The organism is Mesorhizobium sp. WSM4310, assembly GCF_007003935.1.
Lineage (GTDB): Bacteria > Pseudomonadota > Alphaproteobacteria > Rhizobiales > Rhizobiaceae > Mesorhizobium.
On record NZ_VFTA01000023.1, the window covers coordinates 79965 to 102457 of the forward strand.

Consider the following 22493-nt stretch of genomic DNA (forward strand, 5'->3'; position numbering starts at 1 on the left):
CGCCTGCCTAGGAGCGGGCGTAACTTTCAGCCTCGAATGGAATGTCAGTGTATTGCCGGATGCCGTTCCGCGAACGTTCCATTTCTTCCCTCGAATGCTTTCGACCGCATGGTCGGGCGATCCCATCATATCCTCACGATCACGAGGGTGAGGATGCGAAGATCGCGTCGCAAATCGTTTGAATGCAACAATTCGACATGGCCGTGTGCCGCTGCGTCTGAAACCGGCGGCGCTATCCTAAAAAAGCGCAAGGACAAATGGCTGTCCAACAAGCGCGACGCGCATTGCCGGCATCTGGCGCGAGACGACGGATGAGGGCGAAGCATTCTCGGCCCAGACATTGTCTCCAATCATGACCGGCAGATCGTCATCCTCGGCCGGAAAGACTGGGCTGCCTGGCTCGATCCATCGGTCTCCGCCAAATCTCTTGTCAAGCCTTTACCGGCGCGTACGCATTCCGTCGAGCAGGTCGGCTAATCCGACTTCAGGGCATACCCCTTTGCTCGCTGATAGTGGCGATGCGCCTTCGCACGATTTCCACAATCTCCCATCGAGCACCATCGGCGATTCTGCGCTCTGCTCTCGTCGACAAAAAGCCAGCCGCACCCTCTCTCATCCTGACACTGCCTGATTTTGCCAGAGCGGATCCCGGTCAGGAGCTCAGCAGCCGACAGGGTTATCGGAGTTAGAAGGCTCCCCACTCCCTTCGTCGCGCGCCAAGCGTAGTCGCCTGCCCGCCAAGCGAGGGTTGCGCCTACCCCACCAGCGGTCAGGAAATGGTTGAAGGCCTCAAGGTCCTTGGTGCGAGGCGTCTGGCCATCGATCCGCGCAATCAGCAGATTGTAGATCAGTTCGCGCAAAGCGATCGCGCTCTCATAAAGGGAGTTGGCAGCCTCGACATCGGATTTCCACGCCCGCTGCAACGCCGTTCGTTCGCCACGGGAAACCAGGTCGTTGGCGTGAAACCAGTCCAGCAGAGCTTCCGGGCTGGGGAGCCGTTCTTCAACGTCCGAACGCAACCTCCAGGCCGCCGTGTTCACGAAGCGGATCGCCAGATCCTCGTTCGCCAGATGGCGCTCCGCAACGCGCGTGGCACGTGGTTTTGGAGAGGTCGTGGAACCAATCGGGCTCATGCCGCTTAACCTTACCTAACCTATTAGATGGTTATAAGTTCGATGACCGCTTCTTCAAGAGAAAAGCTTACGATCGTATGCGGTTTTGCCGCCATATATCTCATATGGGGCTCGACATATCTCGCCCTTGCGGTCGCTGTCCAAACCATCCCACCCTTTGCGTTGATGGGCACGCGCTCGATTGTCGGCGGAGTGATCTTGCTGGCGCATTCGAGGGCCAAAGCCGACGACGGCGGTTCGATCCGGTCCTGGCTCCGCGCAAGCCTCTGTGGGGTGCTGTTCTTCGTCGGCTGTCACGGTGTGTTGGCCTATGCCGAGCAGCGCATGCCGTCCGGCCTTGCAGCCTTGCTCCTGGCGACGATCCCATTCTGGATCATCGTCGGAAGAAGCATTCTCGGCAGATCGGACCAGCCTCTTGTCAGGACCATTTTACTGCTGCTTCCCGGCTTGCTCGGAGTCGTCCTTGTTGCATGGCGAAGCGTTGCCGGTCCCGCAGGGCTCCAACTGTCCGACATCCTGCTTTTGCTGATGGCGTCCGCTTCTTGGGCGCTTGGCACGCTCATTGCCGAAGGCCACAACAACAAGGGTTCCTCGGTGGCACTTGCCGGCCGCGAATTGGTCACCGGCGGCGCAGCACTGATGCTGTTGAGCGCGGCGCGAGGCGAACCGATTGGAGCCGTGGCGCAGATTTCCCTGTCATCCTTCCTTGGCTGGAGCTACCTCACGCTCGCCGGCACGGTGATGGCGTTCGGTTCGTACATCTGGCTGCTCAAGAAGATCTCGCCCGCCCTTGTCGCGACCTACACGTTCGTCAATCCCGTGATTGCGATGTTCCTCGGCTCGGCATTTCTTGGCGAGGAGATCACCGCAACCACCCTGATCGGAGGCTTTCTGGTTGTTGCCTCCGTGGCCTGCCTGCTGGTTGCCAACCGCAATTCCACTCACAAGGAGGTAACTCATGGTCGACGCCACGAAAAACAGCAACGGCGATCGCAAAAGGGTAAGGATCGGGGTCGTCGCCCCGCTTACGGGACGTCCTGCTTATCTCGGGATCGAGATGGCGCAGGCAGTTGAACTGGCGGTCGAGGATGCCAACGAAAGGGCTGAGGGTATCTTGTTGGAGGCGATCCGGCGCGACGACAAAGGCGACGAGGCCGAGGGCGCCAAGGTGGCGTCAAGCTTGATCGCTGATCAGGGCGTGCTGGGCATTGTTGGGCACTACAACAGCAACGTCACGCTCGCCGTGGCGCAGCGCTATTGCGATGCGTCGATGGCGCTGATTTCACCCATCGTTTCCAACCCGAAGCTAACGGATTCGGGCTGGAACAATGTGTTTCGGTTCACAAACCGCGACGACGTTACCGCGTCCGCCATATCCAACCATCTGACCGCCGAAATGGGGAAACGGTGCGCTGTCGTGGTCAGAACCAACACCGTCTACGGACAAAGTATGACCGACGAGTTTGTCCACGCCTTTCGGCGCCGCGGAGGCGGTGTTGTGCAGGACATCGCTGTAGAGGAAGGAACCACCGAGTTCGGCGCGTTGGTCGGCAGCTTTCCCAAAAATATCGACCTGGTGTTCTACGGCGGCACATTCGAGGGCGCGCCGTTGCTAAAGGCAATGCGGGCGGCGAGGGTACGGCATTTGCTCGCGACCGGGGACGGTTGCTGGGATGGTTGGAATTTCCTAGAGCCCGCCGGCCAGGCGGCCGAGCAGGATGAGGGCGTCCTCGTCCTCTCAGCCTGTCCGGAAATTGGTGTCGTCCAAGGGTCGCGGGAATTTGCTCAACGCTATACGGATCGCTTCGGTCCCCTCAAGAACTATGCCGTAAACTGCTATGACGCTGCGGCACAGTTGCTTGAGGCCATAAGGCTGGCCAAGCGCGCAAATCAGCTTAGCCGACAGGGCGTGATATCGGCGCTCCGGAAAAGCCAATATCGTGGCATTGCATACCCAGACGTCGTCAACTGGGATGCCAAGCAGGACGACATCGCCGCGGTGACGGCTTTGCACGTGGTTGAGAAAGGCCGGTTCAAGCAGATCAGAATGCTTGCTCGAACGACCGAGAAGTCGGCCTTTTGAGCAATCAGTAGCGGACGTTTGTAAGCGAATTGATGCGGCCGGTTGCCTGGGGTTCATTCCACGCCGGTAGTTCCTAGCCGCTCGCCGCGCCTCCCCAATGCCTGCGAACCGGGACTGTGGGACCGAAATTTGGTTCGCAATGTTCGCCTTGCCGTAGGGCCGGTAGCAAGCTCTTTGCTTTAGAGGAGCGATCAGGGAACCCCGCATCGAACTCCACAGCAAGACCCGCGTCGATCGCGCTTCGAGCTATGTAGTCCCCCCGTTCCCAATCCGTTAGCTCGCAGAGCTCCTTTCTCCGACGGCGTGGATGACCACGTCTATCGAACGCTCGGATTTTTGACATTATCAAGCAGGTAACGGACAACCGTTTGGCGAACGTCCGATGAAGTAAGCGTCGGAGCGACGTCTGCCATTGCAGGGCCTATGAATGAAGCCGTGTTTCAGAGCGATCGGCAGTCATTGCGTCGAAAGCGACAGGAATGCTGTGGAGGATGCATGCCGCAGCCAGTATCTCTTCCAGCTCGGGGTCCGTGGCCTTACACGCCGGAAGCAGTGTTCGAATGGCACGAATTGCCTGTGCGATGGAAAGGAAGCGGGCCTTGCCTCTGGAACGGACATAGGCGTCGGCCGCCCTTTCAACCGTGACGGTGTGAAAACTGTTGGTCATGTGAGTTCCTCCCTGAACCCAAACGAACACGATTTATGGCACCAATTCGTCAACCCGTAAGGGTGTGTCCGATTCCGGACAATCAGCTGGAATCACTGCCGAAGTGACGTTGCTCTTCGTCGCCATAGGCGCCGTGCGTCAGCTTTATCATTCCGGGCCGGTCGACAATGGTGATCTCACCGCGTTTGGCGTGGATCAGCCCCCGATATTCAAGCATTTGCAGGGCTATCGTCACGCCAGGGCGCCGGGCGCCAAGCATGGTGGCCAGAAACTCGTGCGTCAGGTAAGATCCTGTTGCCCTCCATACGATCATCGACCATAAGCAACCACCGGGCCAGCCGTTCCTCGATTTTCGAATGGCCGTTGACAAGTGCCGTGCGGGACAACTGGACCAGGAACGCGTGCGCGTAGCGAAGCAGCGAGCCGCGAAGGGACTGGCTTTCTTCAATCGCGTCGCGAAGGCTTTCGACCGGGAGCAACCAACCTTTGCCGGCGACCTGGATGTAGGTTTCGTTGGGGGAACTGTCCCGGCCGAGAACAACCGCAACCCCCATCATGCCGTCATGGCCAATGATGCCCACTTCGCTTTGCCGGCCGCCCGTCATGGCCGCGACCACCGAAGCGATTCCCGCCTCCGGAAAATAAACATGCTCGATTAGTTGATATGGGACTTCCAGTCGGTCTTTGACGCCCAGTTCGACGTGATGCATTGACGGCTGTAAGAGCGCAAAATCCTCAGGCGAGAGGGCTTGCAATACATGGTTGCGAAGAAGGGATTGGGGCACGGCGCTCTCCCTGACGGGCAAGAGCATGTACCTCTCACTGTCGGCTGCATCCGAAAACACTGGCGGCCGATACAAGCAGAGTAGACCTCATGGGCGCGATTAGCAAATTGGCGTGTACCTCAGTTGGAAAGCGCTTGTTGCGATTCAGGCCTAACTCCTCGCAAACGCATGGTGGCGCGTGCGGAACCCAGCCGGCGAACCGCGCTGCTACGGCCCTTGTTGGGTGGAAGGCGCCCATCTGGCGGACTAGACTGAGCGACCATGCTGGAAACCGCTGGGATCGAACTTATGGATTGCGGAAGGTGGAATCATCTTCCTGAAGTTCGCCGGATCCTCCACGGCTGCGGCAAAGGCGGTGGCTGTGGCGCCTACACTGGGCACTAACATGAGCAGACGGCAGTGCTGTTCCTCACGTGCCATCGCGGCCAGCTGTTTGCTCAATTCCGCTGTTTGGTATCGGATATCACTCCATACCTTTAGGCACAACGAGGCCGAACGCTTCATCAACCCGCGAATCTGATTGGATATGTGCAAACACATCTTGAAAAGCTAGCGCCGCGCACCGATGAGCGTGCGGAATGGCATGCTGTCGGAACCTTTAACCCGAGCGATAGAAGCCGACTTCGGCCAGATGGTTGTAGCGATGCCAAAAGCTCCTTCAGGTACCCGAGTGGTGCGTGCGGCCCAATATCTGGGCACGTCGAAAGAGCACCAGACCTACTGGATCGGCAACCAGGAAGATGCCATCCGCGACTATGCGATGTAATGGGCTACGAGATCGGCGCCACTTACGAGGACGATGGTCGGCCAATGGCCGCCCAAATTAAGGCCACTGCGGAGACCATCGTTGTCTATGATGATAGCCGCTGGGGGCGATTTCAGAACATAGATGGAAGCGCCGGCGTGCGGATAGAATTGTGCGTCGAGCGGTTCATGAACAACGGCAGCGTCGGCTCCGATACCGCCCCGGTTCGATCTGGCCGAAGCGCACGGCCGCCAGATTGACCTCGCCGATTGGCGCAGTTGTGACCCGCGAACCGTCGGAAGCCTCCAGCGCGAACGCTAAGGCACCGTCGTGGTTATGGACGAGCGTCGTAGATCTGCTCGCAACTCCTGAGCTTGCGGATCTCGACCATTGCCGAAGGTTCGCTCTCGCAAACTAAGCGGTTTTCTGGAAATGCCACGACGCTGGAACCTCCATGTCGATGGCTAGTTCATCCCTGACTCATGACATGGGAGAAAACGACATGACAACCTCGGACGAGAACCCCCTAGCCCCACAATCCAAGTCTCCATCACAGCCTGCAACGCCATCACCGTCCACCCAGAAGGTCTCCGGCGCCGGGCCCGCTCTTTCCGAACATTCCAAGGACGCCAAGGCTCCGAAGAGCGGGCGACAGCCGGGGGCGTACGTCAAGGACTGAGCCGAAAGACCAATAAGCCTTGGAGTCATCCCATGCAGATTCTTGAAACGGTCGTCGAAAACGGACCCTTCCCTACAGTGCGGTTCCTGGGCGAAGGCGGCGAGGCGATTTCCGTTTCGCTCGCCTATGACAACGCCCTCGATGACGTGCAACTGATTGCGAAGGCAAAGGTGCTGCTATTACACGCGGCCACGTTCGATGAAACCAGCGCCGCCGACGACGCGAGGATGCGAAGTCAGCCGGAATCGGGCCGCGACGCGTCTTATATCCTCGAGTATCAGGACAAGGGTCACGTGCAGGAGCTCGCAGGCCTTTCGTTTCCCACGCTACAAGCGGTCTTGGCCGAATGCCGGCGTTCTGCGGCCGACCTGTGGCAGGACGCGCTCTCGCGGTGAAGCGCCGGTCGGCTGGGCGGTGCGAGCTAAGGATGCAAGCGGTGCGGTCGTCGCGACAGTGGATTATGAGGATTTTCGCACATCAGACGCGGACGTGACTGACGTAGGCGAGCCCAACTCATCGAACTCCTAGACATGTCGTGCCGAGGCCCGCGTTATGGGCGGCAATGATCACGTGGAGTCCTCGATGATCACCCGCAGAAAGCGGGCGTTCAACGCTACAGCTGATCGAAATAAGCAAGCCCGAGACGTATTCGCTGGCCCTCTGCGTAGGCCAGGGCGAATGCCTCCAATTCGAATGATCGGAATATCTCTTCGTCGCCGTTGACCACGCGGACGAACCATTCTCCGCAGACTTCGATCACTTCAACGCAAGGGCCGACCTGATCATTGGCGCTTACGGTCACGTTATCCATCGCAAGATCCTTAGAAAGCAATGGCGAAAACATGATTTATAAGGGTCGCTCGCAGCCGGGCTCAATATCAAATGTGTGTCGGTGCGTAGGCAGGGGATCGGCGATAAAGCTCGGATCGAGGGGACAATGCTGACCCCGAAGAAGCGTGGAGCGGGCGTATCTCCCGGAAATGTGAATCCAGTACACAGGCGGAACATTCGCATTGCCTGGCAGTTCTAGTTGTATGTCCGCGTTGGCGTTCGAATTGGTCTATTTTGCCGGTCTGTCGAGCCACGACCTGCTAGGCGGTGTCGTGTCCCTGCTGGCATGCGTTGTACTCGTCAACGTCATGGCAAAGGATAGGCCGAATCAATAGAAACTCGCGCTCGGCAAGGGCGTTTGATCGTAATGAAAGCTCGCGGCAGAAGCCTGTGTGAAGTGATTTTCGAGGCGATCAGGCCTCGCAAGAGGTCAGACCAGCCTTCAGGTTGACCACAGGATGCCTAGCTGGGCCGCGCCGGCCGCTTGAGAAGCCGGCGTTCCTGTTGTCTGCTCTCAATAGAATTCGAGGATTCGAAGCGCCCCAATGCCGGGTTGGACCGCATTTTGGTGAAGGTTTCAAGTTTGCCTGAACACCTAGCGGCTTGGCCTACGGGGCTCGAGCCGACCGAGGCCTTGTGTGCGATTACCCGGTGTCCGACCGCCAGTCGTTTATCGTAGTTCGGGAACATATTAGTAATTCGAAAGTTTGCGGCGTGGGGAGCAGCCCTCGCATGCGCGTCGGCCTCTCGTCGATTCTTAAGTTGCGGACGCACTTACAAAATGAAGATCGCCCAGATTGCTCCTCTAATGGAGTCCGTTCCTCCCAAGCTCTATGGTGGCACAGAGCGCATCGTCTCGTATCTGACCGAGGAGCTGGTTCGACAGGGCCACGAGGTGACACTGTTCGCCAGCGGCGACTCAAGGACGTCGGCCGAACTTGTGGCGTGTTGCGACGTTGCGCTACGCCTGAGCCCAGAGGCAAGGGACCCTGTCCCCTGTCACGTTTCGATGCTTGAGCAGGTGCGCAGATGGGCAGAAGCCTTCGATGTACTGCATTTTCATGTCGACGTTCTCCACTTTCCGGTCATTAGAGAGTTTAGCAGCCGAACCGTTACGACACTTCATGGCCGCCTTGACCTCCCGGATCTCGCACGGCTTTACGCGATGTTCGACGACGTTCCACTGATCTCGATCTCCGATGATCAGCGCCGACCGATGCCGCCGGTTAATTGGCTCGGAACGGTTTATCACGGCTTGCCGGCTGGTATTCTACCCTTGCGTCAGAAGGCCTCGAGCTATCTGGCGTTCCTGGGCCGCATCTCACCGGAAAAGGGCCCGCTGGCCGCGATAGAAATCGCCGCCCGCGCAAGAATGCCGCTGAAAATTGCGGCCAAAATCGACTCGGTCGATCGGGCGTTTTGGCGAGAACGCGTCGAACCACAGGTGCTGCGAAATTCAAACGTTGAGTTCATCGGCGAGATCAATGAAAGGCAGAAGGCGGAGTTCTTGGGCAATGCGGCAGCGTTGCTGTTCCCGATTGACTGGCCGGAACCGTTCGGCCTCGTGACCATTGAGGCGATGGCCTGCGGAACTCCTGTGGTGGCGTTCAACCGCGGAGCCGTTCCTGAAGTCATCGATGATGGGGTGTCGGGATTTATCGTGGACAATATCGCAGAGGCTGTGAGGGCCGTGCATCGGATAGGTGACCTCGACCGCTCTCGGGTGAGGAGAACTTTTGAAAAGCGGTTCACCGCCGAGCGCATGTGCGCCGACTATATGGCGATCTATCGCTCGCTCACGGGCGACAAGCGATGTCCCTCCGAAAAAATAGCTATGCTGGAAACATAGCTGGCCAGGCGGCCGAACCGGCATAAAGCGATCGGCTTGACAAGTTTGATTGCTCAAAATCCAAAATTGGCCAATCATACGACACGGAGTCGAAAGAGCCTCTTTGCGGTCAAAGCATGTGCCTGCCGAGGCGGGGCGCTGGTGACGATTCGACGTCGGCGACGATCGACAAGCATGTGGGCTAAGTCTCTTTCGAACGGGAGAGCTGACATGAGCGCTGAAATCGAAGATCGCAAGCTAGACCCAGCTGTGGCGCTGCCGGCGATGGATGAATCGGCACCACGCGAGCCTCATAGACAATTTGCGCTCAAGCATGAGGACTGCTTCATCGTCGCGGACAGCTACGGCGACATACGTGGCACCGGCGATGGCCTTTTCCGCGACGACACGCGCGTACTATCGCGCTTCCGTCTGTTCATCGGCGGGCGCATTCCATCCCTGCTAGGCGCCTCGCTTTCCCAGGACAACATACTGTTCACTGCCAACCTCACGAACTTGGCCACTACGGGGCCCGACGGCCGTGAAACGCTGCCGGGTGTCGTGCACGTCGATCGAACACGGTTCATCTGGCAAAATCGTATGTTCGAGCGGGTCACCTTCACGAATTACTCTGGGCGCGAAGTGCTCCTACCCGTGAGATTCGACTTCGACGCCGATTTTCGTGATATGTTCGAGGTTCGTGGCACTACGCGCAGCCGCCGCGGTCACGCTCATGACGCGCTGATCGGCGAAGCAAGCGTCATGTTTCGCTACGAAGGGCTCGACAATTTGGCGCGCCAGTCGATTATCTCGTTCTCGACGCCGCCTGACCAGATCCAATCCAACCACGCCGTGTTCTTCATCGTAGTGGGCAGGCGTGACGCAAGAGCGCTGTTTGTAGAGGTCGGTCACGACGAAGAAGTCCCCTCGAGCGACCGCTTTCGCGCCGCGGCGGCCCGAGCACGTTTTGCCATGCGCTCGAAGCGGCGTCAGGGAGCCACCGTCTTCAGTTCGGGCCGCGTGTTCAATGACTGGCTTACGCGCACGCGCGCCGACATAGCACTGCTGACCACCGATCTTGAGACCGGACCGTATCCTTACGCCGGCATTCCATGGTTCTCGACCGCTTTCGGTCGCGACGGCGTCATTTCGGCCCTTCAGATGCTGTGGCTCAACCCAGAACTTGCCCGCGGGGTCCTGGCATTCCTTGCCCGATATCAGTCCACCGAGACTTCGATATTCGATGATTCCGAACCCGGCAAGATCATGCATGAAACGCGAAAGGGGGAAATGGCGGTGCTGCGCGAGCTGCCGTTCGGCCGCTATTATGGCGGTGTCGATACGACCCCGCTCTATGTTTACCTAGCCTGTTCCTACGCCGATCGCACTGCCGATGAGGTGTTTGTCAATCGCATGTGGGATTCGCTGTGTGCGGCCGTGGGATGGATAGAGGACGTTGGAAGGCGTAACGGCGAGGGCTTCGTGACCTACAGCAGGGCGGCGGACACCGGGCTTTTCAACCAAGGCTGGAAGGATAGTGCCGACGCCATATTCCATGCCGACGGCACGATTCCGCGGGGACCGATCGCCCTGGTTGAGGTACAAGGCTATGTCTTTGCAGCCTACCAGGGCATGGCTACACTGGCAGCCAGACGCGGCGACACGGCCAAAGCAGCGCGCTGGAGCGCGCTGGCAGAAAGTATCCGCAGCGCAGTGGAGAGGCATTTCTGGATGCCGGACCACAATTTCTACGCCTTGGCCATAGACGGGGAAGGCAAGCAATGCGCGGTGCGCGCCTCGAACGCTGGTCATCTGCTTTATGTCGGGCTGGCATCGGCGGAGCGGGCGTCATCAATAGCCGAACAGCTCTTTTCGGGTCATCTCAACAGCGGTTGGGGCGTGCGCACCTTGGCCGACGACGAGGTGCCATTCAATCCGATGTCCTATCATAACGGCTCGATCTGGCCGCATGACACTGCCATCTGTGCCGCTGGGCTCGCCCGCTACCAAGAGCGTGCCGGTGTCGTGAAGCTCATGAGCAGCATGTTCGAGGCCGCGGTTCGGTTTAATATGCGGCTTCCCGAACTATTCTGCGGGTTCACCCGGGCAATTGGCGATGCACCGGTTGCCTACCCTGTCGCTTGTCTGCCGCAGGCTTGGTCGGCGGGGTCGGCCTTCATGATGCTGCAAGCCTGTCTGGGAATTCGGATCGACGGGTGGAACCGTACCATCGAGGTCGACCGTCCACGGTTGCCAATAGGCATCGACAATATCGTCATTCGTCACCTGGCCGTAGGGGAGGAGAAAGTCGATCTCACTTTCGAGCGCGTGGGTGACCACATTGTTTGTTATCTCGATGAGCGGCATGAAGGGCTCGTGCCGCTGGAGGTGCGCTCCTAGCTTGCCGGTCGCTGAAATTCTTTTGTACTCCGACATTCGAACTGAGCCAAGGTGAAGAAACCAAGAGCCGCGACTGTCGAGAGGGTCAAGGAAATCGAGCGTCGCCTAGTCCTCGATGATCTGCTTCCGCCGTGATCGCGACGATAGCCGAAATCGCTCGGGATCTCCTGAGCTAAGACGTGAGCAAAGCTGGGCGGGATCCTCAGAGTTCCCAGCACCAGCCGAACGCAGAACAGGTTCTTCGTAGACATGCTGAACCTCCTGCCGGCCACGCTGGCGTCATTGCGCCCATGGCAGCTCCAAACATGGCTCCTTGAACCGCGCCTTGTTTGTTCGACTTGCCGCTATGCCCGTGTCGTGTCGATGTCCAGCGCCACTGGAAGGGCGCCTGACGTCATCCTATTCGCGGAGATCAAGAATGTGGGCAACGGGCTTGAGGCTTCGCAAAAGGATGGCGGCAAGGGCTCAGACGCGGTCGATTTGGGCGTTAACGGCCTAAGAAAATTCGAGAGGCCCGGCATGGGTGGGACTGAACGAATTGCTCGCCATCGACTCTGCGCGGCCCACGGACAGTCAAGGACGAGCGTTCACAGCGCCGCCAATGAAAGCGGCCGGATCAACGAGCCCTGCCATTCACCTGCAGCTGGCCAATTTTATCGCTGATCCGCACCGGGCCCGGCTCTTGTCAGGACGTCGGTGCGCGATAGTTTGTGCAGGGTGGGGACTTCAATCGACGGGAGCCTACCATGAAACATCAAACGCTAGACCAACTGCAGACAATCGCGAAGGTTCAGCCTTTGTCGACGTATCCGTTCATGACTCGCCAACAGCGCATAGAACGTTGGGCAGCGCTGCTGGAAAAAGACCCAGATCGGTGCCTGGGTGCCCTTACCGGGACCGAGCATCTGAAGCGGGAGGCCCGTGATTCTTCACGCTGTCAGGGCTCGCCTATCACTGTGGCCTTTGATGATCCGGTGTTGCGGGAGCTGGGCCTGCGGGATGATTCTTATGGAGAAGCCAAGCGGTTCTTCGAACTGACCGACTGGCAATTGCATAGCATCGTCTGCAGTTGCCACGTCGGCACAACATTTAAGGCTCAGTGGGCCGCCGCACGGGTTCGCAAAACGATCGGTGGCAATAAGTTCCTTGAATGGCTGAGCGAGAAACTGTGGCACTAAAGCCTTTTGATAGTCAGGTGATGCTAAGGTCGATGGTGCCGCTTGGGGTTGGAGATACATCGTCTTCCCGGTCATTACATAGCTGGGAATCCATCGAGTACCCACATCAGGACTAATGTAATGTGATCCGCACAGTTGCAGTCCGCCGCGAAAAATCGCTTCCCTAGAAGACTTGCCCGCTATCCCTCGGGAGCGGGCTTTTTCTTCTGACACTGGCCCGGCAGTTGAAGCAGGACGCTGGCGAACCAAGTGGCACGTGCGCGAACAAGAGCTTGGCCACGTCCCAAGACGCCACCCAATGCGCGCTCGATCAGGCTGGCAAGAGACGCGGGCAGACGTTCGGGACGCGAATTCGTTCGCTCCTGTGACCGCTGCCTTGGAGATCGCTCTCAAATGACCACGAAAATTAGCAGCTGAGACCTACTGAGGCAGCTAATTATCGATTAGCGCGCCTGCGAATCCTTGGCGATCCAGCCAGAGGTCAAAATGAGGGATGCTTCAAACACCTTTGCCCCATTTTCGCCCCGCACTTTGACCGTCAGCTTGAAAAGATCGCGGTCGGGCATCTCGTCGCGCGCGACATCCTGGAGGACGCGTAAGGCCTCGTCCCTGGCACTTTCCTTGGAGGCAAATAACTGGCCATTCTCGTCCAGCACCGGCCCCTCACTATTGTAGACGTCAAAAAAATACCGGTCCATTCAACGCTCATCTGCAAAGCACCTTAGCTCAATACCTCTCCTTCGATCTGGTTCCTCTTCATACTGGCATTTAGGTGAAATGCAGGCAGATTTGGACTGTCTGCCGTCGGGAATAAAATCAGGCTGCGGGCATTGAGAATAGTTGAACCCCTGTACTTGCAGCTCGGCCAGCACAATGGTCTTTCTGATGCCCGAAGGTCGATGCTGGCAGAGGTTCGTATTAGGCGGAAAGAGATTTTCCGTCGGGCACATGGTGTCGGTGGGGCTCGACCAATCTACAGCACGTTGCTCGTTGGGGGGCCAGCAGCGCGCTACAAAGTTATCGAGAACGGTGGCAGGCAATTCACGTCCTTGCAGGTACCCGGAGACGGCGCGGTCGAACCCATAGCGATCCACGCGGTCTTTGATCAATTGTCGGCGCCCGGCTTCAGCTGGGCCTGATGTGTATATCGTCTTCATCATCGTGCTCGATCAGGTCGATCAACCCTGCGACCCGTGTTCCTGGCAATGCGCGTCCCTGGCTTATCAACGCCTCATCCCCGACCGTCCATGCCAATGCCTCTCTCAACTCCTCCAGCGAGGCACCGGACGCGATGATTTCCGCAATCGTTGAGTCGTCGATAGGTCCAAGGACCGAGACGACGTCTTGGCGTGTCATGGTCATACTTACCTCCACTTGAAATCCCAACAGAGCAAATGGGTAGTGGTCGGGGCGCTTGCCACCAGCTCTTCGAAATGGTCGGCGAAAATTGGGCGTTGACGACGCCTCTTGACACGGCGGAAATCGATTCCCAACTCATCTTTGTCGGTCGCCGTGCAAGGGGCCGACGTGTCAGGGAGCGCCAGGCTTCTTGGCGTTCCCGGAGAGGCCTGGCAAGCATTTGTCAGGGCCAGAATGGCAGGGGTGCTGGCACAATCCGATCGTTCCGCATCGGCTGAGCTGATGAGGAGAAGTCGGTTGCTGCGCGCGAATCATGATCTGCCACGCCCGCCGGTTTGACCGGTATGAACACGAGACAGGCCGTCAGCTGTCCTCCGCCCTAGCCCTGACCAGCTGGAGCACGGGGCGAGGGGCCTGCTCCTCGCCCACTTCAACAATCGGCAGCGCGACAAACTCGGGTGGACTTGTCAACCGTGGCTGCAAGAAAACCGGATGCAACCCCTCTCCACGTGGCGCTGCAAGTTCATGAAACTGCAACAGCGAAATCTTCATGGCGCTATTCCCGTATATCTTCGACTTTAGCGTCAACGTCACAAGATGGCGCTCGTTTCATGCCTCTGAAGAAAATCTCGCCAGTAAGGCTGAAAACCTGTGCGCGATGAGATATCCGGTCGGTCACTGCCAGGCCAGGCTAGCTCCTATTCGCCAGCGCCTCGAGAAATGACTTCCGCCATTGTGCGGCGTCATTGCGCCGGATGCTCTCAATCAGGGCACCGTGCCTGGCCATTCTTTCCTCGAGCGGCATGGCCAGCGCTTTTGCTATCGCGTCAGCAACCTCGTCGACCACATAGGGGTTAACGATCAAGGATTGCGCAAGCTCTTCAGCCGCGCCTGCAAACCGCGACAATACGAGTACCCCGGGATCGGCTGGGTCCTGGGCGGCTATATATTCTTTTGCGACAAGGTTCATTCCATCACGAAGGGGTGTGACCAGCCCGACCTGACTGGCCCGCAACAGACCGGCCAGCCGCGAGCGCGGAACGGTGCGGTGGATGTAGCGGATCGGCGTCCAGGTCAGATCCGCGTATTTTCCGTTCACGGAGCCCGCGGTTGCCTCGAGCTGAGCGCGTATTTCCGCATACGCTCCCACCTCTTCTCGCGTGGGCGATGCTATTTGAAGATAGGTTACCGCGCGCTCGAGTTCGGGGTGCCGTTCGAGAAGGCGCGCAAAGGCCTGCATGCGGCCGGGCAGTCCCTTGGAGTAATCCAGCCGGTCGACTCCGATAATCTGCTTGAGACCAAGAATCTGGCGGCGCATGGAATCGATCTGGACATCCGCGGCCGCTTCGTTAGCCATGCGTGCGAAGGCATCGACATCGATGCCTATCGGAAAGCTGCTCGACAGGACGGTTCGGCCATTGCTTTTGGCCACGCCGCCGATGTCGAAGGTGGTCGAACCCGTCGCCCAAACAGAACGCCGAAAATTCGTCACGTCCGTCCCGGTCTGGAAACCCAGCACGTCGTATTGGAGCAGATCAGCGATGAGTTCTCCATGGTCCGGCGTGGCGACAAACAGCTCCGGCGGCGGGAACGGTATATGGAGGAAAAAACCGATGCGATTTCCGAATCCGAGCCGGCGCAACTCCGCAGCCAGTGGGATAAGATGGTAGTCGTGAACCCAGATCAGGTCATCATTGCCTGATAACAGTCGTGAGAGCGCCTTGGCAAAGCGCGCATTGATCTGCCTGTACGCATGCCGAAACTCGCTGCGATGTTGTACAAGGTCGAGCCGGTAATGAAAAAGCGGCCACAGCGTACTGTTGGCATAGCCGTTATAGTACAGCGAATACTCCTGCTGCGGTAGCGTCAGTGCGGCCGTCTCGATCTTGCCCACGCATTCGAGGTGGATGAGCGGTTCGTCGCTCGCGGCTGAATCATGGTGCCCGACGCTTGCCCCTAGCCACAGCCCTCCACGCTCGGCCAAGGCATCGACGATGCCCACTGCAAGCCCCCCCGCTTGTGCCAGATCGCGTACGTTCCCCAGTCGATTTGAGACGACAACCAGACGTCGCGATATGGTATTATTGGTGGTCTGTCGATCGCCCAACGTGGCCTCACGCTCGGCGAAATCGCAAACCGTCTGCGAAGCTTCGTTCTGGGTTTCGTTCGTTGCCTGCAACACGAGAAATCCTAAGCCTGAAGATCGCCTGAGAACGGTCCGCCCATGCGATTGTTCCACGCAATTTGTTCCATCTCTTCGATTGAGCGCCACACCAGTACCCGGCTCAATTCTGCCGGTCACGGAACGCTGACCGCAGCTGGCCTTGCATTAGCCGCCGACCTGGCCGCGGACTGTGATCGTCTGAAGCAGTTCTTGCCCGCCTGGATGGCCTATGACATGCGCCTGATGGGCGAGCGCTTCTTCCCCGAAGCCATAATGCCTGAGGCCGGCGACGTCTGGCACCGTACTGCTCCTTAGGGCCGCGCGCTGCGCCCATATCGCGACTTCGCCTCAGCGATCGCTGCTGCCGCCTGATGGAAGACGAGGGGACTTCGAGAGGATCATTCCACGGATCTTTTCGACAGACCCGTCCGGATAAAATCCGAAGACGAACCTCGCGTTGACGCGCTAGCCGCATCGATCCAGCAAGGTGCGAATGGCCAAACACTTGAAACGTTCGACCGCCCTGCGGGGCCATACCCAGACACTGGCGGACCTCACGGGCCTACTTCGATCTCAACGAATGACCCCGGAAGTTCGCCACGGAGGACGGAACAAACTTTCCCCAAACTGGTTGGAAAAGCCAGGTGGGAATCAGGAAATGAATGCCTCCAGCATCATCACGCAAGCCGGTACGCTGACAGCGAGGCCATGGGCATTTCTGATCCTGGTGGTCTACGCTGTGCTGTGGATCGTTTTCGAACGCAGCAGCTTTGATTGGCACGGCGCCGCGACATTGGCCACCTGGGCGATGACCCTTTTTATACAAAGAGCCGAGCATCGAGACACGCAGGCCATACAGTCAAAATTGGACGAACTGCTGCGCGCCAACAGCGCGGCTAGAGACGAACTGACACAGATCGACAAGAAGGAACCAGAAGAGATCGAGCGCCAGCGGGAGGCCGAGCGCCCCCAAGCCGGAGATTGAAGATTGGCTTGCAAGGCTCCAATCTGGTTACCTCGCCAAGGAAAATCCCGGCACAGCCATCCGGCGCTGCCGATGGGCTGCCCTTTAGGCTTTGTAGGCCCGCACCACTGGCGAAGCGATGCGGGCCTGGCCAAGGCTTCCCGCCCATGGCCAGCAGCGCGAGGGGACGCTGCCGCTATATGTAACTGGTTGTGGAAAATCAGGTTCCGCCACCCACCTGAAAAAGGCCCGCCACCAATTGGCAGCGGGCAGGGTCTGGAGTGGCTAGGGATCAATCCAGCATGACGTTAACGGGCGGCGGAGGGTTTCGTTGCGTCTGTATGCTGGAAGGGGCAGGGGAGGGGTAAGCGCCAGAGAGCAGGAAGTTCTCCCGGCGGAGAGTGAGAGTCGGGTCGAATTTTCGGCGACGGGTTGAAAGAGGAAGGAGAGGCCTTGGGCGCCGGTCGCGGAGAACCATGATGACTTTCCAAAGCAATCGGGGCCATGCTGTCGCCCAGCGTTCGAACCTCTATGATCGGATCAAATCACCGAGGAGACAATTCCCATGAAAGCGATCGTAGTGACGGACCAGGCTGCAGGAACGGCCGGGATGAAGCTGGTGGAGCGGCCCGAGCCGCAGGCGGCAATAAACGACGTCGTCGTACAGGTTCATGCAGCGGGATTCGTCAACACCGAACTGGAATGGCCTTCGACCTGGGCCGATCGAGCCTTCCGAGACCGGACGCCGTCGATCCTCGGCCATGAGCTGGCCGGTGTGGTCACTGCACTGGGTTATGGCACAACGGGGCTGACGGTCGGGCAGCGGGTGTTCGGCCTTGCGGATTGGCATCGCGACGGCACGCTCGCGGAGTATGTGGCCATGGAGGCACGCAACCTCGCGCCGCTGCCGGGCGATTTCGACTTTACGGTGGGCGCGAGCCTGCCGATCTCGGGCCTGACCACGTGGCAGGGGCTGTTCCAGCATGGCCGCCTTCAGGCGGGGCAGAGCGTTCTCGCGCATGGCGCGGCCGGCGCAGTCGGATCGATGGTGACGCAGCTTGCGCGAGAAGCCGGCGCTTATGTCATCGGCACCGGACGCGCCGCAGACCGCCAGAAGGCGCTCGACTTCGGCGCAAATGAATTCGTCGACCTCGGGAACGACACCCTGGAAGACGTCGGCGGCGTTGATCTGGTATTCGACGTCATCGGCGGCGACATCCAGAAACGGTCTGCAACGCTGGTCCGGGCAGGAGGAACGCTTGTGACTGTCGTAGGACCAACGGATATTCGACCTGCAGATGGCCTGACGGTTGACTTCGTCGTCGAGGCTGATCGAAACCAGCTTTTTGAGATAGTTCAGCGGATCCGGGATGGACGACTGCGGACGAATATCGGCAAGCTCTCGACCCTCGACGACGCTGTTGCGACCTTTAACTCGACCGAGCGCCGCACGGGCAAGACGGTTATCCGCGTCCGTCCGTGAGCACTCTTGGGGAGATAGGACGGTTCGTTTCTCCCCGATTATCGTATCACCAAACAAGCAACGAGGACATGGGAAGCAGAAGGCGCTTTCACGCTCCAGTGCGAGCGCGGCCAGACAACCCGGACCCGACGATCGCCCGGCCGCTCAATCAGGAAGGCATAAGTGAACGACCCGACTAGATCGCGTTGGAGCCTGCTCGCAACATCTTCAGGCTGCCGGGAAGAACCTGCCGACGCATCAGGAATATCTTCCTTATTCTTGTTGCGGGCGGAGCCACTTCCAAATGCAAACCGCATTGAGGGCTCGCTCCGGAAGAGGTCTCGAGCCCGAACTAAACGCCGGTCGCTTCTCAACGTCCGCAATGATACCGTCCAACTCGTCTGGAATTCTCAAATTCGCCTCTTGTCATCCCGCATTCGAAGAGTAGGCGAAAACCAGCATTGGGGGCAGCCGAACGAACTGCACACCCAATCGCAAAACGATATGTTAGAATTCGAGACGCAGTTGATGCTGTTCGGAGGGCGGTGCTTCGCCAAGCGATGAAAGGGTGACACCGAGCAATCGGATCCCTTCTGCGTGGGGAAAAAACAGGGTTATCAAAAGGCTTGCGGCTAGCTGCTCGACATCAGCCAGGGCATGCATTGGCAATTCAGCGGTGCGACTATGGGTAATCTGCTGAAAATCGGCAAACTTGACCTTCAAGGTAACGGGTCCTGCCACAAATGCCCTTGGCCTCACAATAATTCCAGACCTTGGCGACAAGCGGTCCCAGTTCTGCACCGCCGCATCGAGCTCAAATGTATCGGAGGTAAAAGTATCCTCGGCGCCGACGGACTGCGCGGCCGACCGGGTTCGACAAAGCGCTCATCGATGCCGCGTGCGATCTTGTAGTACCAAAGCCCCGGTTTTCCGAAATGCGGCTGCAGGAAGGCGAGGGGCTTCGTCTTGAGATCGGCGCCAGTCTCGATGCCTAGACCTTGCATCTTCGCCGCGATCGCCGGTCCGACACCGTGGAATTTCCTGACCGGCAAGGCTTCGAGAAAGCGGGCCCCAGGCGAGGCGTGATCCGATGCCATTTTGCATGGAATTTGTTGTAGGAGTTACCGGCGGACGCGGTCAGCCCGATCACTACAGGGATCTTCGCCCTGATTATTTCAGCGCCGGTCGTCGCCCGGCAATGCCGTGCCGGTTCTCAGTCACATCGAGATAGGCTTCATCGAGCGAGCGCGGCTTAATCCGATAGGTATGCTCGGCGAAAAATCCCCGAATCTGAGCCGAGACCGCTGCGGGCATTGCCGCTTTACGGTGACCGGAGGATCGCCGATCGGACGCCAAACACGCGCGCCTCGCAGCTCGGCAGCCACCACGGCATGGGACGAGTTTCACCACAGCTCGCCAACGCTCGACCCACGCGGTTTGCCGAGGGCGCCTCGTCCACGCGACATCATCGACCCGCTGAGCGGCTTATGCCGCTTGCTCTGCAAGCACCGACGGGCCGATATCACGTTTTCCATTTATGAGGTTGAGAAGGTGAGCTGCGGCGCGTGCGTCGCAGAGTGCCCGGTGATGATCTTTGAGGTTGATGTCGTACGCCTCGCAGAGGCTGCCGAGGCCGTAAGACTTGTGACCCGGGAACTGCCTTCGCATCGTCGCGCAGGTACAGAGTTTTGGGAACCGGAAGCGACGTTCGAGCCGCTCGTATTCGCTGGAGAGGAAGCCGTAGTCAAAATTCACATTGTGGGCGACAAAAATTCCCTCACCCATGAACTGCATGAACTCGTCAGCGACTTCCGCAAACAGGGGCGCGTTTCTTACCATGTCGTTCGTGATGCCGGTGAGCCGAGTGATCATAGCCGGGATCAACCGCTGCGGATTGATCAGCGAACTCCATTCGTCGACAATTTCATGATTGCGGATTTTTACCGCGCCAATCTCCGTGACGCGGTCGCCGTTCGACCAGCTTCCCGTGGTTTCGATGTCGACGACGACATACTCCTGCTCGGGATCGAACCGAAAATCGACACGCGCGATATCCGCCTTGATGCCTGCGCCGCCAAGCTGTCGCAGCCGCGTCAGCTGACTGCGGCGGACAGCATCCCCTTCTGCCTTCACCTCAAGGAACGCGACTTCGCCATTAAGCTCGGTCATGAGGTCCGGAAAACCGTCGCGCATGGCGCGAAAATCTTCGCACATGAGCCGCAACATGGTGCTTACGCCGCCTGGATGGGCGGCGAGCAGCGGCCGTATCGCGTCCATGTCGACATAGTCCCAAGCGAAGATCCCGTTCGGCGTCCCCCACTTTCCGGCAATGGTGCGCAGAACAAGTGTGAGCGCGGATTGTGATGCAACTGCTGCCAGTTTTTCGCCGATCTCTTTTGCGAACAGGCGCGCGAAGGTCCTGTCCTTCAGACAATGAGGCATCCAGTCGAAGCTCGAGTGCAGCTGGCCTGACTCGAAGAGCTCATCCCAAAACAGCAAACCGAAAAGGCAGTGCCAGAGGGTATTCTCCGCGTAGAAGACCTTGCAGCCCTGCCGGCGCATCACACCGGCGACGCCGGCCTCCGGGTTGCCCCGCCAGCTATCGTCGACTGTGATCGTGCGGCCGGCCCGCAGCAGCTCGGTGCAAAGCCCAGTCCTTCGGCCGTTGAACTTGCGGGCATAGAAATCATTCGCAAACACGAACTCGTCGTCACTGGCGGGATCATCGATCATCCGCCGCAGGAGCTCTTCCGACCCCTTCTTGTCGCCGGTCGAATAGAGCAGACGCGCGAGGCGCTCATTGCAGTCGAAGGAGCTACCGGCGCGATAGAGCTGTATCGCCAACTCCTTCTCGTCGCTCTTTTCGAAGTACTGGCCGGCTTTGTGCGCTGCCTTGCTTTTCAGGTCCGCGGCATAGTCAGTTGTGCATTGAGGACCGCCGAGGATTGCGGATATGGCGGCCCGGTAGGTGGGCTCGGATTTGACCTCAAGGCCATCAAGAAGGCGGCTGAAATGGAAGCTCGCATGGGCCTCATCGGCGTCCGTGAAGCGAGCGCTCAGATTTGCATTCTTGTTGGTGCGCAGGATGCCGAGGTCCCGCAAGGCAAAGTTCTTCAGATCCTGCTCGGTCTTGCCGAAATAAAGGTAGAGCAGGAATTCAATCGGTGCCGTGTCGCCAAGGGCGATAAAGTCATCTCCACCACAATATTGATAGGCTGTCTCGAAGGTGACGTTCGCAAGATAGTAGTCAACGAGCTTGCCCTTCGCCCAGGATGTGCGCAGCTCGGCCAGGCCCGCATTCTTTGCGCCTTGGATGAGCGCATCTTTGGGATGGCAAACGATGAAGGGGGCGTAGTCGCTCTCTGCGAGCGAGCGCACATATCCAAGAGTGCGGAGTTCCGCAACAGCGCGTTTCGCGTTCGAAATCTCGGCATAGCGGAAAGCAGACTGACGAAAAATGACACCGCGCCGGTTTATCATCCGGATCAAAAGGCACTGGGCGTCTTTCGAGATGGTCGCAAAAGTCTCGATGAAGGCCCGGTGACGATGCGTCAACACAGCACCATAGGTCTCGCTGACGAAGCCGAGCATTTCTGTGAAATGGTCGTGATAATAATAAACCGGGAGAACAGGCAGCTTCATTTGCTCCACTCGTTCAGGTCACTCTGCGGCCCTGTGAAGCGCCGTTCCGCCACGTCGTTCCCCGTTGGCATCAAAAGGCCTGAGCGGTCTCTCTCGCGGGAGACAGTCGTGTTGATTCGAGAATTTCCATGTTCTATATTTGTTCCGACGCCAGGCAAAATGTCAACTGCATGGGTAGCGCCGGCTTAGGTTCCTGGGCTGGGATTGCGCACTGCGGTCCTCGTGAAGCTCGGACTCCAGCTCGTCGCCGATCGGGTTAATTTGACTGGCGCCGCCGAGAGGCACGCCGTCGAAGTCTTGCAGCCAGGTGTCAGTATAATCGAGCCAAAACGGAACTCCTCGCCGGGGGTCGTCGGCCCCGCGTCCCGCCTGCGGCGGCGCTATGCTGACGCTCCTTCGGCTGCCCTCTTGACGCGGTCTCGTCATTGCAGTCGGTCCCGCGTCGCGCCTTCAGCGCCGCTATGCTGACGCTCCTACGGCTGCGTTTTTTCCTAAAGGGAGCCCGGCACTCCGCCATCTCCGCACAAACTCAATTGCATACGGCAAAGGCCAGGCAACAGAAGGGCGACAGCC

General features: G+C 58.7%; 24 protein-coding genes and 1 pseudogene. 12 read left to right on the top strand and 13 right to left on the bottom strand.

Features of this window, described 5'->3' with window-relative positions:
- Positions 1 to 240: 240 nt before the first annotated feature.
- Positions 241 to 477, top strand: a pseudogene (locus FJV80_RS35210) (SOS response-associated peptidase); the annotation flags it as partial.
- On the opposite strand, the gene FJV80_RS23070 reads toward FJV80_RS35210, so the two are convergent.
- On the bottom strand, positions 474 to 1133 hold the full coding sequence (locus tag FJV80_RS23070) for an ABATE domain-containing protein (protein ID WP_245437850.1): 660 nt from the start codon (positions 1131 to 1133) through the stop codon (positions 474 to 476). The pseudogene FJV80_RS35210 and the gene FJV80_RS23070 sit on opposite strands and share 4 nt — an antisense overlap.
- A gap of 42 nt (positions 1134 to 1175) precedes the next feature.
- On the opposite strand from FJV80_RS23070, the gene FJV80_RS23075 reads away from it, so the two are divergent.
- Positions 1176 to 2207 (top strand): EamA family transporter, encoded by a 1032-nt coding sequence (locus FJV80_RS23075; protein ID WP_142877487.1) that lies wholly within the window; start codon positions 1176 to 1178, stop codon positions 2205 to 2207.
- Positions 2092 to 3216: a branched-chain amino acid ABC transporter substrate-binding protein gene (locus FJV80_RS23080; protein ID WP_246689027.1), complete on the top strand. Its 1125-nt coding sequence runs from the start codon at positions 2092 to 2094 to the stop codon at positions 3214 to 3216. Before FJV80_RS23075 ends, FJV80_RS23080 begins: the two co-directional genes overlap by 116 nt.
- Before the next feature lie 421 nt (positions 3217 to 3637).
- Here the strand turns inward: FJV80_RS23080 and FJV80_RS23090 are convergent, their stop codons facing one another.
- The 3 genes from FJV80_RS23090 to FJV80_RS23095 all read right to left on the bottom strand — a co-directional run bounded on the left by FJV80_RS23090 (position 3638) and on the right by FJV80_RS23095 (position 4695).
- On the bottom strand, positions 3638 to 3883 hold the full coding sequence (locus tag FJV80_RS23090; protein ID WP_142877488.1) for a hypothetical protein: 246 nt from the start codon (positions 3881 to 3883) through the stop codon (positions 3638 to 3640).
- An 82-nt stretch (positions 3884 to 3965) separates the two neighbouring features.
- Positions 3966 to 4196, bottom strand: a complete 231-nt coding sequence (locus tag FJV80_RS35725; protein WP_348643987.1) for a helix-turn-helix domain-containing protein — start codon at positions 4194 to 4196, stop codon at positions 3966 to 3968.
- Positions 4093 to 4695, bottom strand: coding sequence for a Crp/Fnr family transcriptional regulator (locus FJV80_RS23095; RefSeq protein WP_348643989.1), 603 nt, complete (start codon positions 4693 to 4695; stop codon positions 4093 to 4095). Before FJV80_RS23095 ends, FJV80_RS35725 begins: the two co-directional genes overlap by 104 nt.
- Before the next feature lie 538 nt (positions 4696 to 5233).
- Between FJV80_RS23095 and FJV80_RS35730 the strand changes: the two genes are divergently transcribed.
- The 3 genes from FJV80_RS35730 (at position 5234) to FJV80_RS23115 (ending at position 6487) form a co-directional block, all read left to right on the top strand.
- Positions 5234 to 5434 (top strand): hypothetical protein, encoded by a 201-nt coding sequence (locus FJV80_RS35730; RefSeq protein WP_179296077.1) that lies wholly within the window; start codon positions 5234 to 5236, stop codon positions 5432 to 5434.
- Positions 5434 to 5673, top strand: a complete 240-nt coding sequence (locus tag FJV80_RS35735) for a hypothetical protein (protein ID WP_179301131.1) — start codon at positions 5434 to 5436, stop codon at positions 5671 to 5673. The genes FJV80_RS35730 and FJV80_RS35735 overlap by 1 nt, the downstream gene beginning before the upstream one ends.
- 451 nt (positions 5674 to 6124) lie before the next feature.
- Positions 6125 to 6487, top strand: coding sequence for a hypothetical protein (locus FJV80_RS23115; RefSeq protein WP_142877489.1), 363 nt, complete (start codon positions 6125 to 6127; stop codon positions 6485 to 6487).
- Positions 6488 to 6705: 218 nt separating this feature from the next.
- Here the strand turns inward: FJV80_RS23115 and FJV80_RS23120 are convergent, their stop codons facing one another.
- Positions 6706 to 6903, bottom strand: coding sequence for a hypothetical protein (locus FJV80_RS23120; RefSeq protein ID WP_095790029.1), 198 nt, complete (start codon positions 6901 to 6903; stop codon positions 6706 to 6708).
- Between the two features lie 801 nt (positions 6904 to 7704).
- On the opposite strand from FJV80_RS23120, the gene FJV80_RS23125 reads away from it, so the two are divergent.
- From FJV80_RS23125 to FJV80_RS23135, 3 genes are all read left to right on the top strand, one after another.
- Positions 7705 to 8772 carry a glycosyltransferase family 4 protein gene (locus tag FJV80_RS23125; RefSeq protein WP_142877491.1) on the top strand — a complete coding sequence of 356 codons (1068 nt, stop codon included), beginning with the start codon at positions 7705 to 7707 and terminating at the stop codon, positions 8770 to 8772.
- 210 nt (positions 8773 to 8982) lie between these two features.
- On the top strand, positions 8983 to 11151 hold the full coding sequence (locus FJV80_RS23130; protein ID WP_142877492.1) for an amylo-alpha-1,6-glucosidase: 2169 nt from the start codon (positions 8983 to 8985) through the stop codon (positions 11149 to 11151).
- Positions 11152 to 11897: 746 nt separating this feature from the next.
- Positions 11898 to 12329: a hypothetical protein gene (locus FJV80_RS23135; RefSeq protein ID WP_095774596.1), complete on the top strand. Its 432-nt coding sequence runs from the start codon at positions 11898 to 11900 to the stop codon at positions 12327 to 12329.
- 443 nt (positions 12330 to 12772) lie between these two features.
- Here FJV80_RS23135 and FJV80_RS23140 read toward each other — a convergent pair whose 3' ends face one another.
- The 5 genes from FJV80_RS23140 to FJV80_RS23160 all read right to left on the bottom strand — a co-directional run bounded on the left by FJV80_RS23140 (position 12773) and on the right by FJV80_RS23160 (position 15867).
- Complete coding sequence (locus FJV80_RS23140; protein ID WP_095790032.1) at positions 12773 to 13027, bottom strand: hypothetical protein; 255 nt, start codon at positions 13025 to 13027, stop codon at positions 12773 to 12775.
- Positions 13028 to 13438: a hypothetical protein gene (locus FJV80_RS23145; protein ID WP_142877493.1), complete on the bottom strand. Its 411-nt coding sequence runs from the start codon at positions 13436 to 13438 to the stop codon at positions 13028 to 13030.
- A gap of 16 nt (positions 13439 to 13454) precedes the next feature.
- The gene (locus FJV80_RS23150) at positions 13455 to 13691 is read right to left on the bottom strand and encodes a hypothetical protein (RefSeq protein ID WP_142877494.1); all 237 of its coding nucleotides are present in this window, start codon (positions 13689 to 13691) and stop codon (positions 13455 to 13457) included.
- Between the two features lie 360 nt (positions 13692 to 14051).
- Positions 14052 to 14240 carry a hypothetical protein gene (locus FJV80_RS23155; RefSeq protein WP_142877495.1) on the bottom strand — a complete coding sequence of 63 codons (189 nt, stop codon included), beginning with the start codon at positions 14238 to 14240 and terminating at the stop codon, positions 14052 to 14054.
- A gap of 139 nt (positions 14241 to 14379) precedes the next feature.
- The gene (locus FJV80_RS23160) at positions 14380 to 15867 is read right to left on the bottom strand and encodes a trehalose-6-phosphate synthase (RefSeq protein ID WP_246689028.1); all 1488 of its coding nucleotides are present in this window, start codon (positions 15865 to 15867) and stop codon (positions 14380 to 14382) included.
- A gap of 45 nt (positions 15868 to 15912) precedes the next feature.
- On the opposite strand from FJV80_RS23160, the gene FJV80_RS35220 reads away from it, so the two are divergent.
- The 3 genes from FJV80_RS35220 (at position 15913) to FJV80_RS23175 (ending at position 18299) form a co-directional block, all read left to right on the top strand.
- Positions 15913 to 16167: a hypothetical protein gene (locus tag FJV80_RS35220; RefSeq protein ID WP_246689029.1), complete on the top strand. Its 255-nt coding sequence runs from the start codon at positions 15913 to 15915 to the stop codon at positions 16165 to 16167.
- A 343-nt stretch (positions 16168 to 16510) separates the two neighbouring features.
- On the top strand, positions 16511 to 16837 hold the full coding sequence (locus tag FJV80_RS23170) for a low affinity iron permease family protein (protein ID WP_095790647.1): 327 nt from the start codon (positions 16511 to 16513) through the stop codon (positions 16835 to 16837).
- 544 nt (positions 16838 to 17381) lie between these two features.
- On the top strand, positions 17382 to 18299 hold the full coding sequence (locus tag FJV80_RS23175) for an NADP-dependent oxidoreductase (RefSeq protein ID WP_142877496.1): 918 nt from the start codon (positions 17382 to 17384) through the stop codon (positions 18297 to 18299).
- Positions 18300 to 18785: 486 nt separating this feature from the next.
- Here FJV80_RS23175 and FJV80_RS35225 read toward each other — a convergent pair whose 3' ends face one another.
- The 3 genes from FJV80_RS35225 to FJV80_RS23190 form a co-directional block, all read right to left on the bottom strand.
- Positions 18786 to 19079, bottom strand: a complete 294-nt coding sequence (locus tag FJV80_RS35225) for a hypothetical protein (RefSeq protein WP_246689030.1) — start codon at positions 19077 to 19079, stop codon at positions 18786 to 18788.
- Entirely contained in the window at positions 19034 to 19375 is a 342-nt protein-coding gene (locus tag FJV80_RS35230) for a hypothetical protein (protein ID WP_246689031.1), read from the bottom strand. The genes FJV80_RS35225 and FJV80_RS35230 overlap by 46 nt, the downstream gene beginning before the upstream one ends.
- 388 nt (positions 19376 to 19763) lie before the next feature.
- Positions 19764 to 21920, bottom strand: coding sequence for an exonuclease domain-containing protein (locus FJV80_RS23190; protein ID WP_142877497.1), 2157 nt, complete (start codon positions 21918 to 21920; stop codon positions 19764 to 19766).
- Positions 21921 to 22493: the final 573 nt, after the last annotated feature.

Bases quoted from the DNA above. Each gene is read 5' to 3' on its own strand.
- FJV80_RS23070 (WP_245437850.1), bottom strand. From the start codon at position 1,133: ATGAGCCCGATTGGTTCCACGACCTCTCCAAAACCACGTGCCACGCGC.
- FJV80_RS23075 (WP_142877487.1), top strand. From the start codon at position 1,176: ATGACCGCTTCTTCAAGAGAAAAGCTTACGATCGTATGCGGTTTTGCC.
- FJV80_RS23080 (WP_246689027.1), top strand. From the start codon at position 2,092: ATGGTCGACGCCACGAAAAACAGCAACGGCGATCGCAAAAGGGTAAGG.
- FJV80_RS23090 (WP_142877488.1), bottom strand. From the start codon at position 3,883: ATGACCAACAGTTTTCACACCGTCACGGTTGAAAGGGCGGCCGACGCC.
- FJV80_RS35725 (WP_348643987.1), bottom strand. From the start codon at position 4,196: ATGATCGTATGGAGGGCAACAGGATCTTACCTGACGCACGAGTTTCTG.
- FJV80_RS23095 (WP_348643989.1), bottom strand. From the start codon at position 4,695: ATGCTCTTGCCCGTCAGGGAGAGCGCCGTGCCCCAATCCCTTCTTCGC.
- FJV80_RS35730 (WP_179296077.1), top strand. From the start codon at position 5,234: ATGAGCGTGCGGAATGGCATGCTGTCGGAACCTTTAACCCGAGCGATA.
- FJV80_RS35735 (WP_179301131.1), top strand. From the start codon at position 5,434: ATGGGCTACGAGATCGGCGCCACTTACGAGGACGATGGTCGGCCAATG.
- FJV80_RS23115 (WP_142877489.1), top strand. From the start codon at position 6,125: ATGCAGATTCTTGAAACGGTCGTCGAAAACGGACCCTTCCCTACAGTG.
- FJV80_RS23120 (WP_095790029.1), bottom strand. From the start codon at position 6,903: ATGGATAACGTGACCGTAAGCGCCAATGATCAGGTCGGCCCTTGCGTT.
- FJV80_RS23125 (WP_142877491.1), top strand. From the start codon at position 7,705: ATGAAGATCGCCCAGATTGCTCCTCTAATGGAGTCCGTTCCTCCCAAG.
- FJV80_RS23130 (WP_142877492.1), top strand. From the start codon at position 8,983: ATGAGCGCTGAAATCGAAGATCGCAAGCTAGACCCAGCTGTGGCGCTG.
- FJV80_RS23135 (WP_095774596.1), top strand. From the start codon at position 11,898: ATGAAACATCAAACGCTAGACCAACTGCAGACAATCGCGAAGGTTCAG.
- FJV80_RS23140 (WP_095790032.1), bottom strand. From the start codon at position 13,027: ATGGACCGGTATTTTTTTGACGTCTACAATAGTGAGGGGCCGGTGCTG.
- FJV80_RS23150 (WP_142877494.1), bottom strand. From the start codon at position 13,691: ATGACCATGACACGCCAAGACGTCGTCTCGGTCCTTGGACCTATCGAC.
- FJV80_RS23155 (WP_142877495.1), bottom strand. From the start codon at position 14,240: ATGAAGATTTCGCTGTTGCAGTTTCATGAACTTGCAGCGCCACGTGGA.
- FJV80_RS35220 (WP_246689029.1), top strand. From the start codon at position 15,913: ATGCGATTGTTCCACGCAATTTGTTCCATCTCTTCGATTGAGCGCCAC.
- FJV80_RS23170 (WP_095790647.1), top strand. From the start codon at position 16,511: ATGAATGCCTCCAGCATCATCACGCAAGCCGGTACGCTGACAGCGAGG.
- FJV80_RS23175 (WP_142877496.1), top strand. From the start codon at position 17,382: ATGAAAGCGATCGTAGTGACGGACCAGGCTGCAGGAACGGCCGGGATG.
- FJV80_RS35230 (WP_246689031.1), bottom strand. From the start codon at position 19,375: ATGGCATCGGATCACGCCTCGCCTGGGGCCCGCTTTCTCGAAGCCTTG.
- FJV80_RS23190 (WP_142877497.1), bottom strand. From the start codon at position 21,920: ATGAAGCTGCCTGTTCTCCCGGTTTATTATTATCACGACCATTTCACA.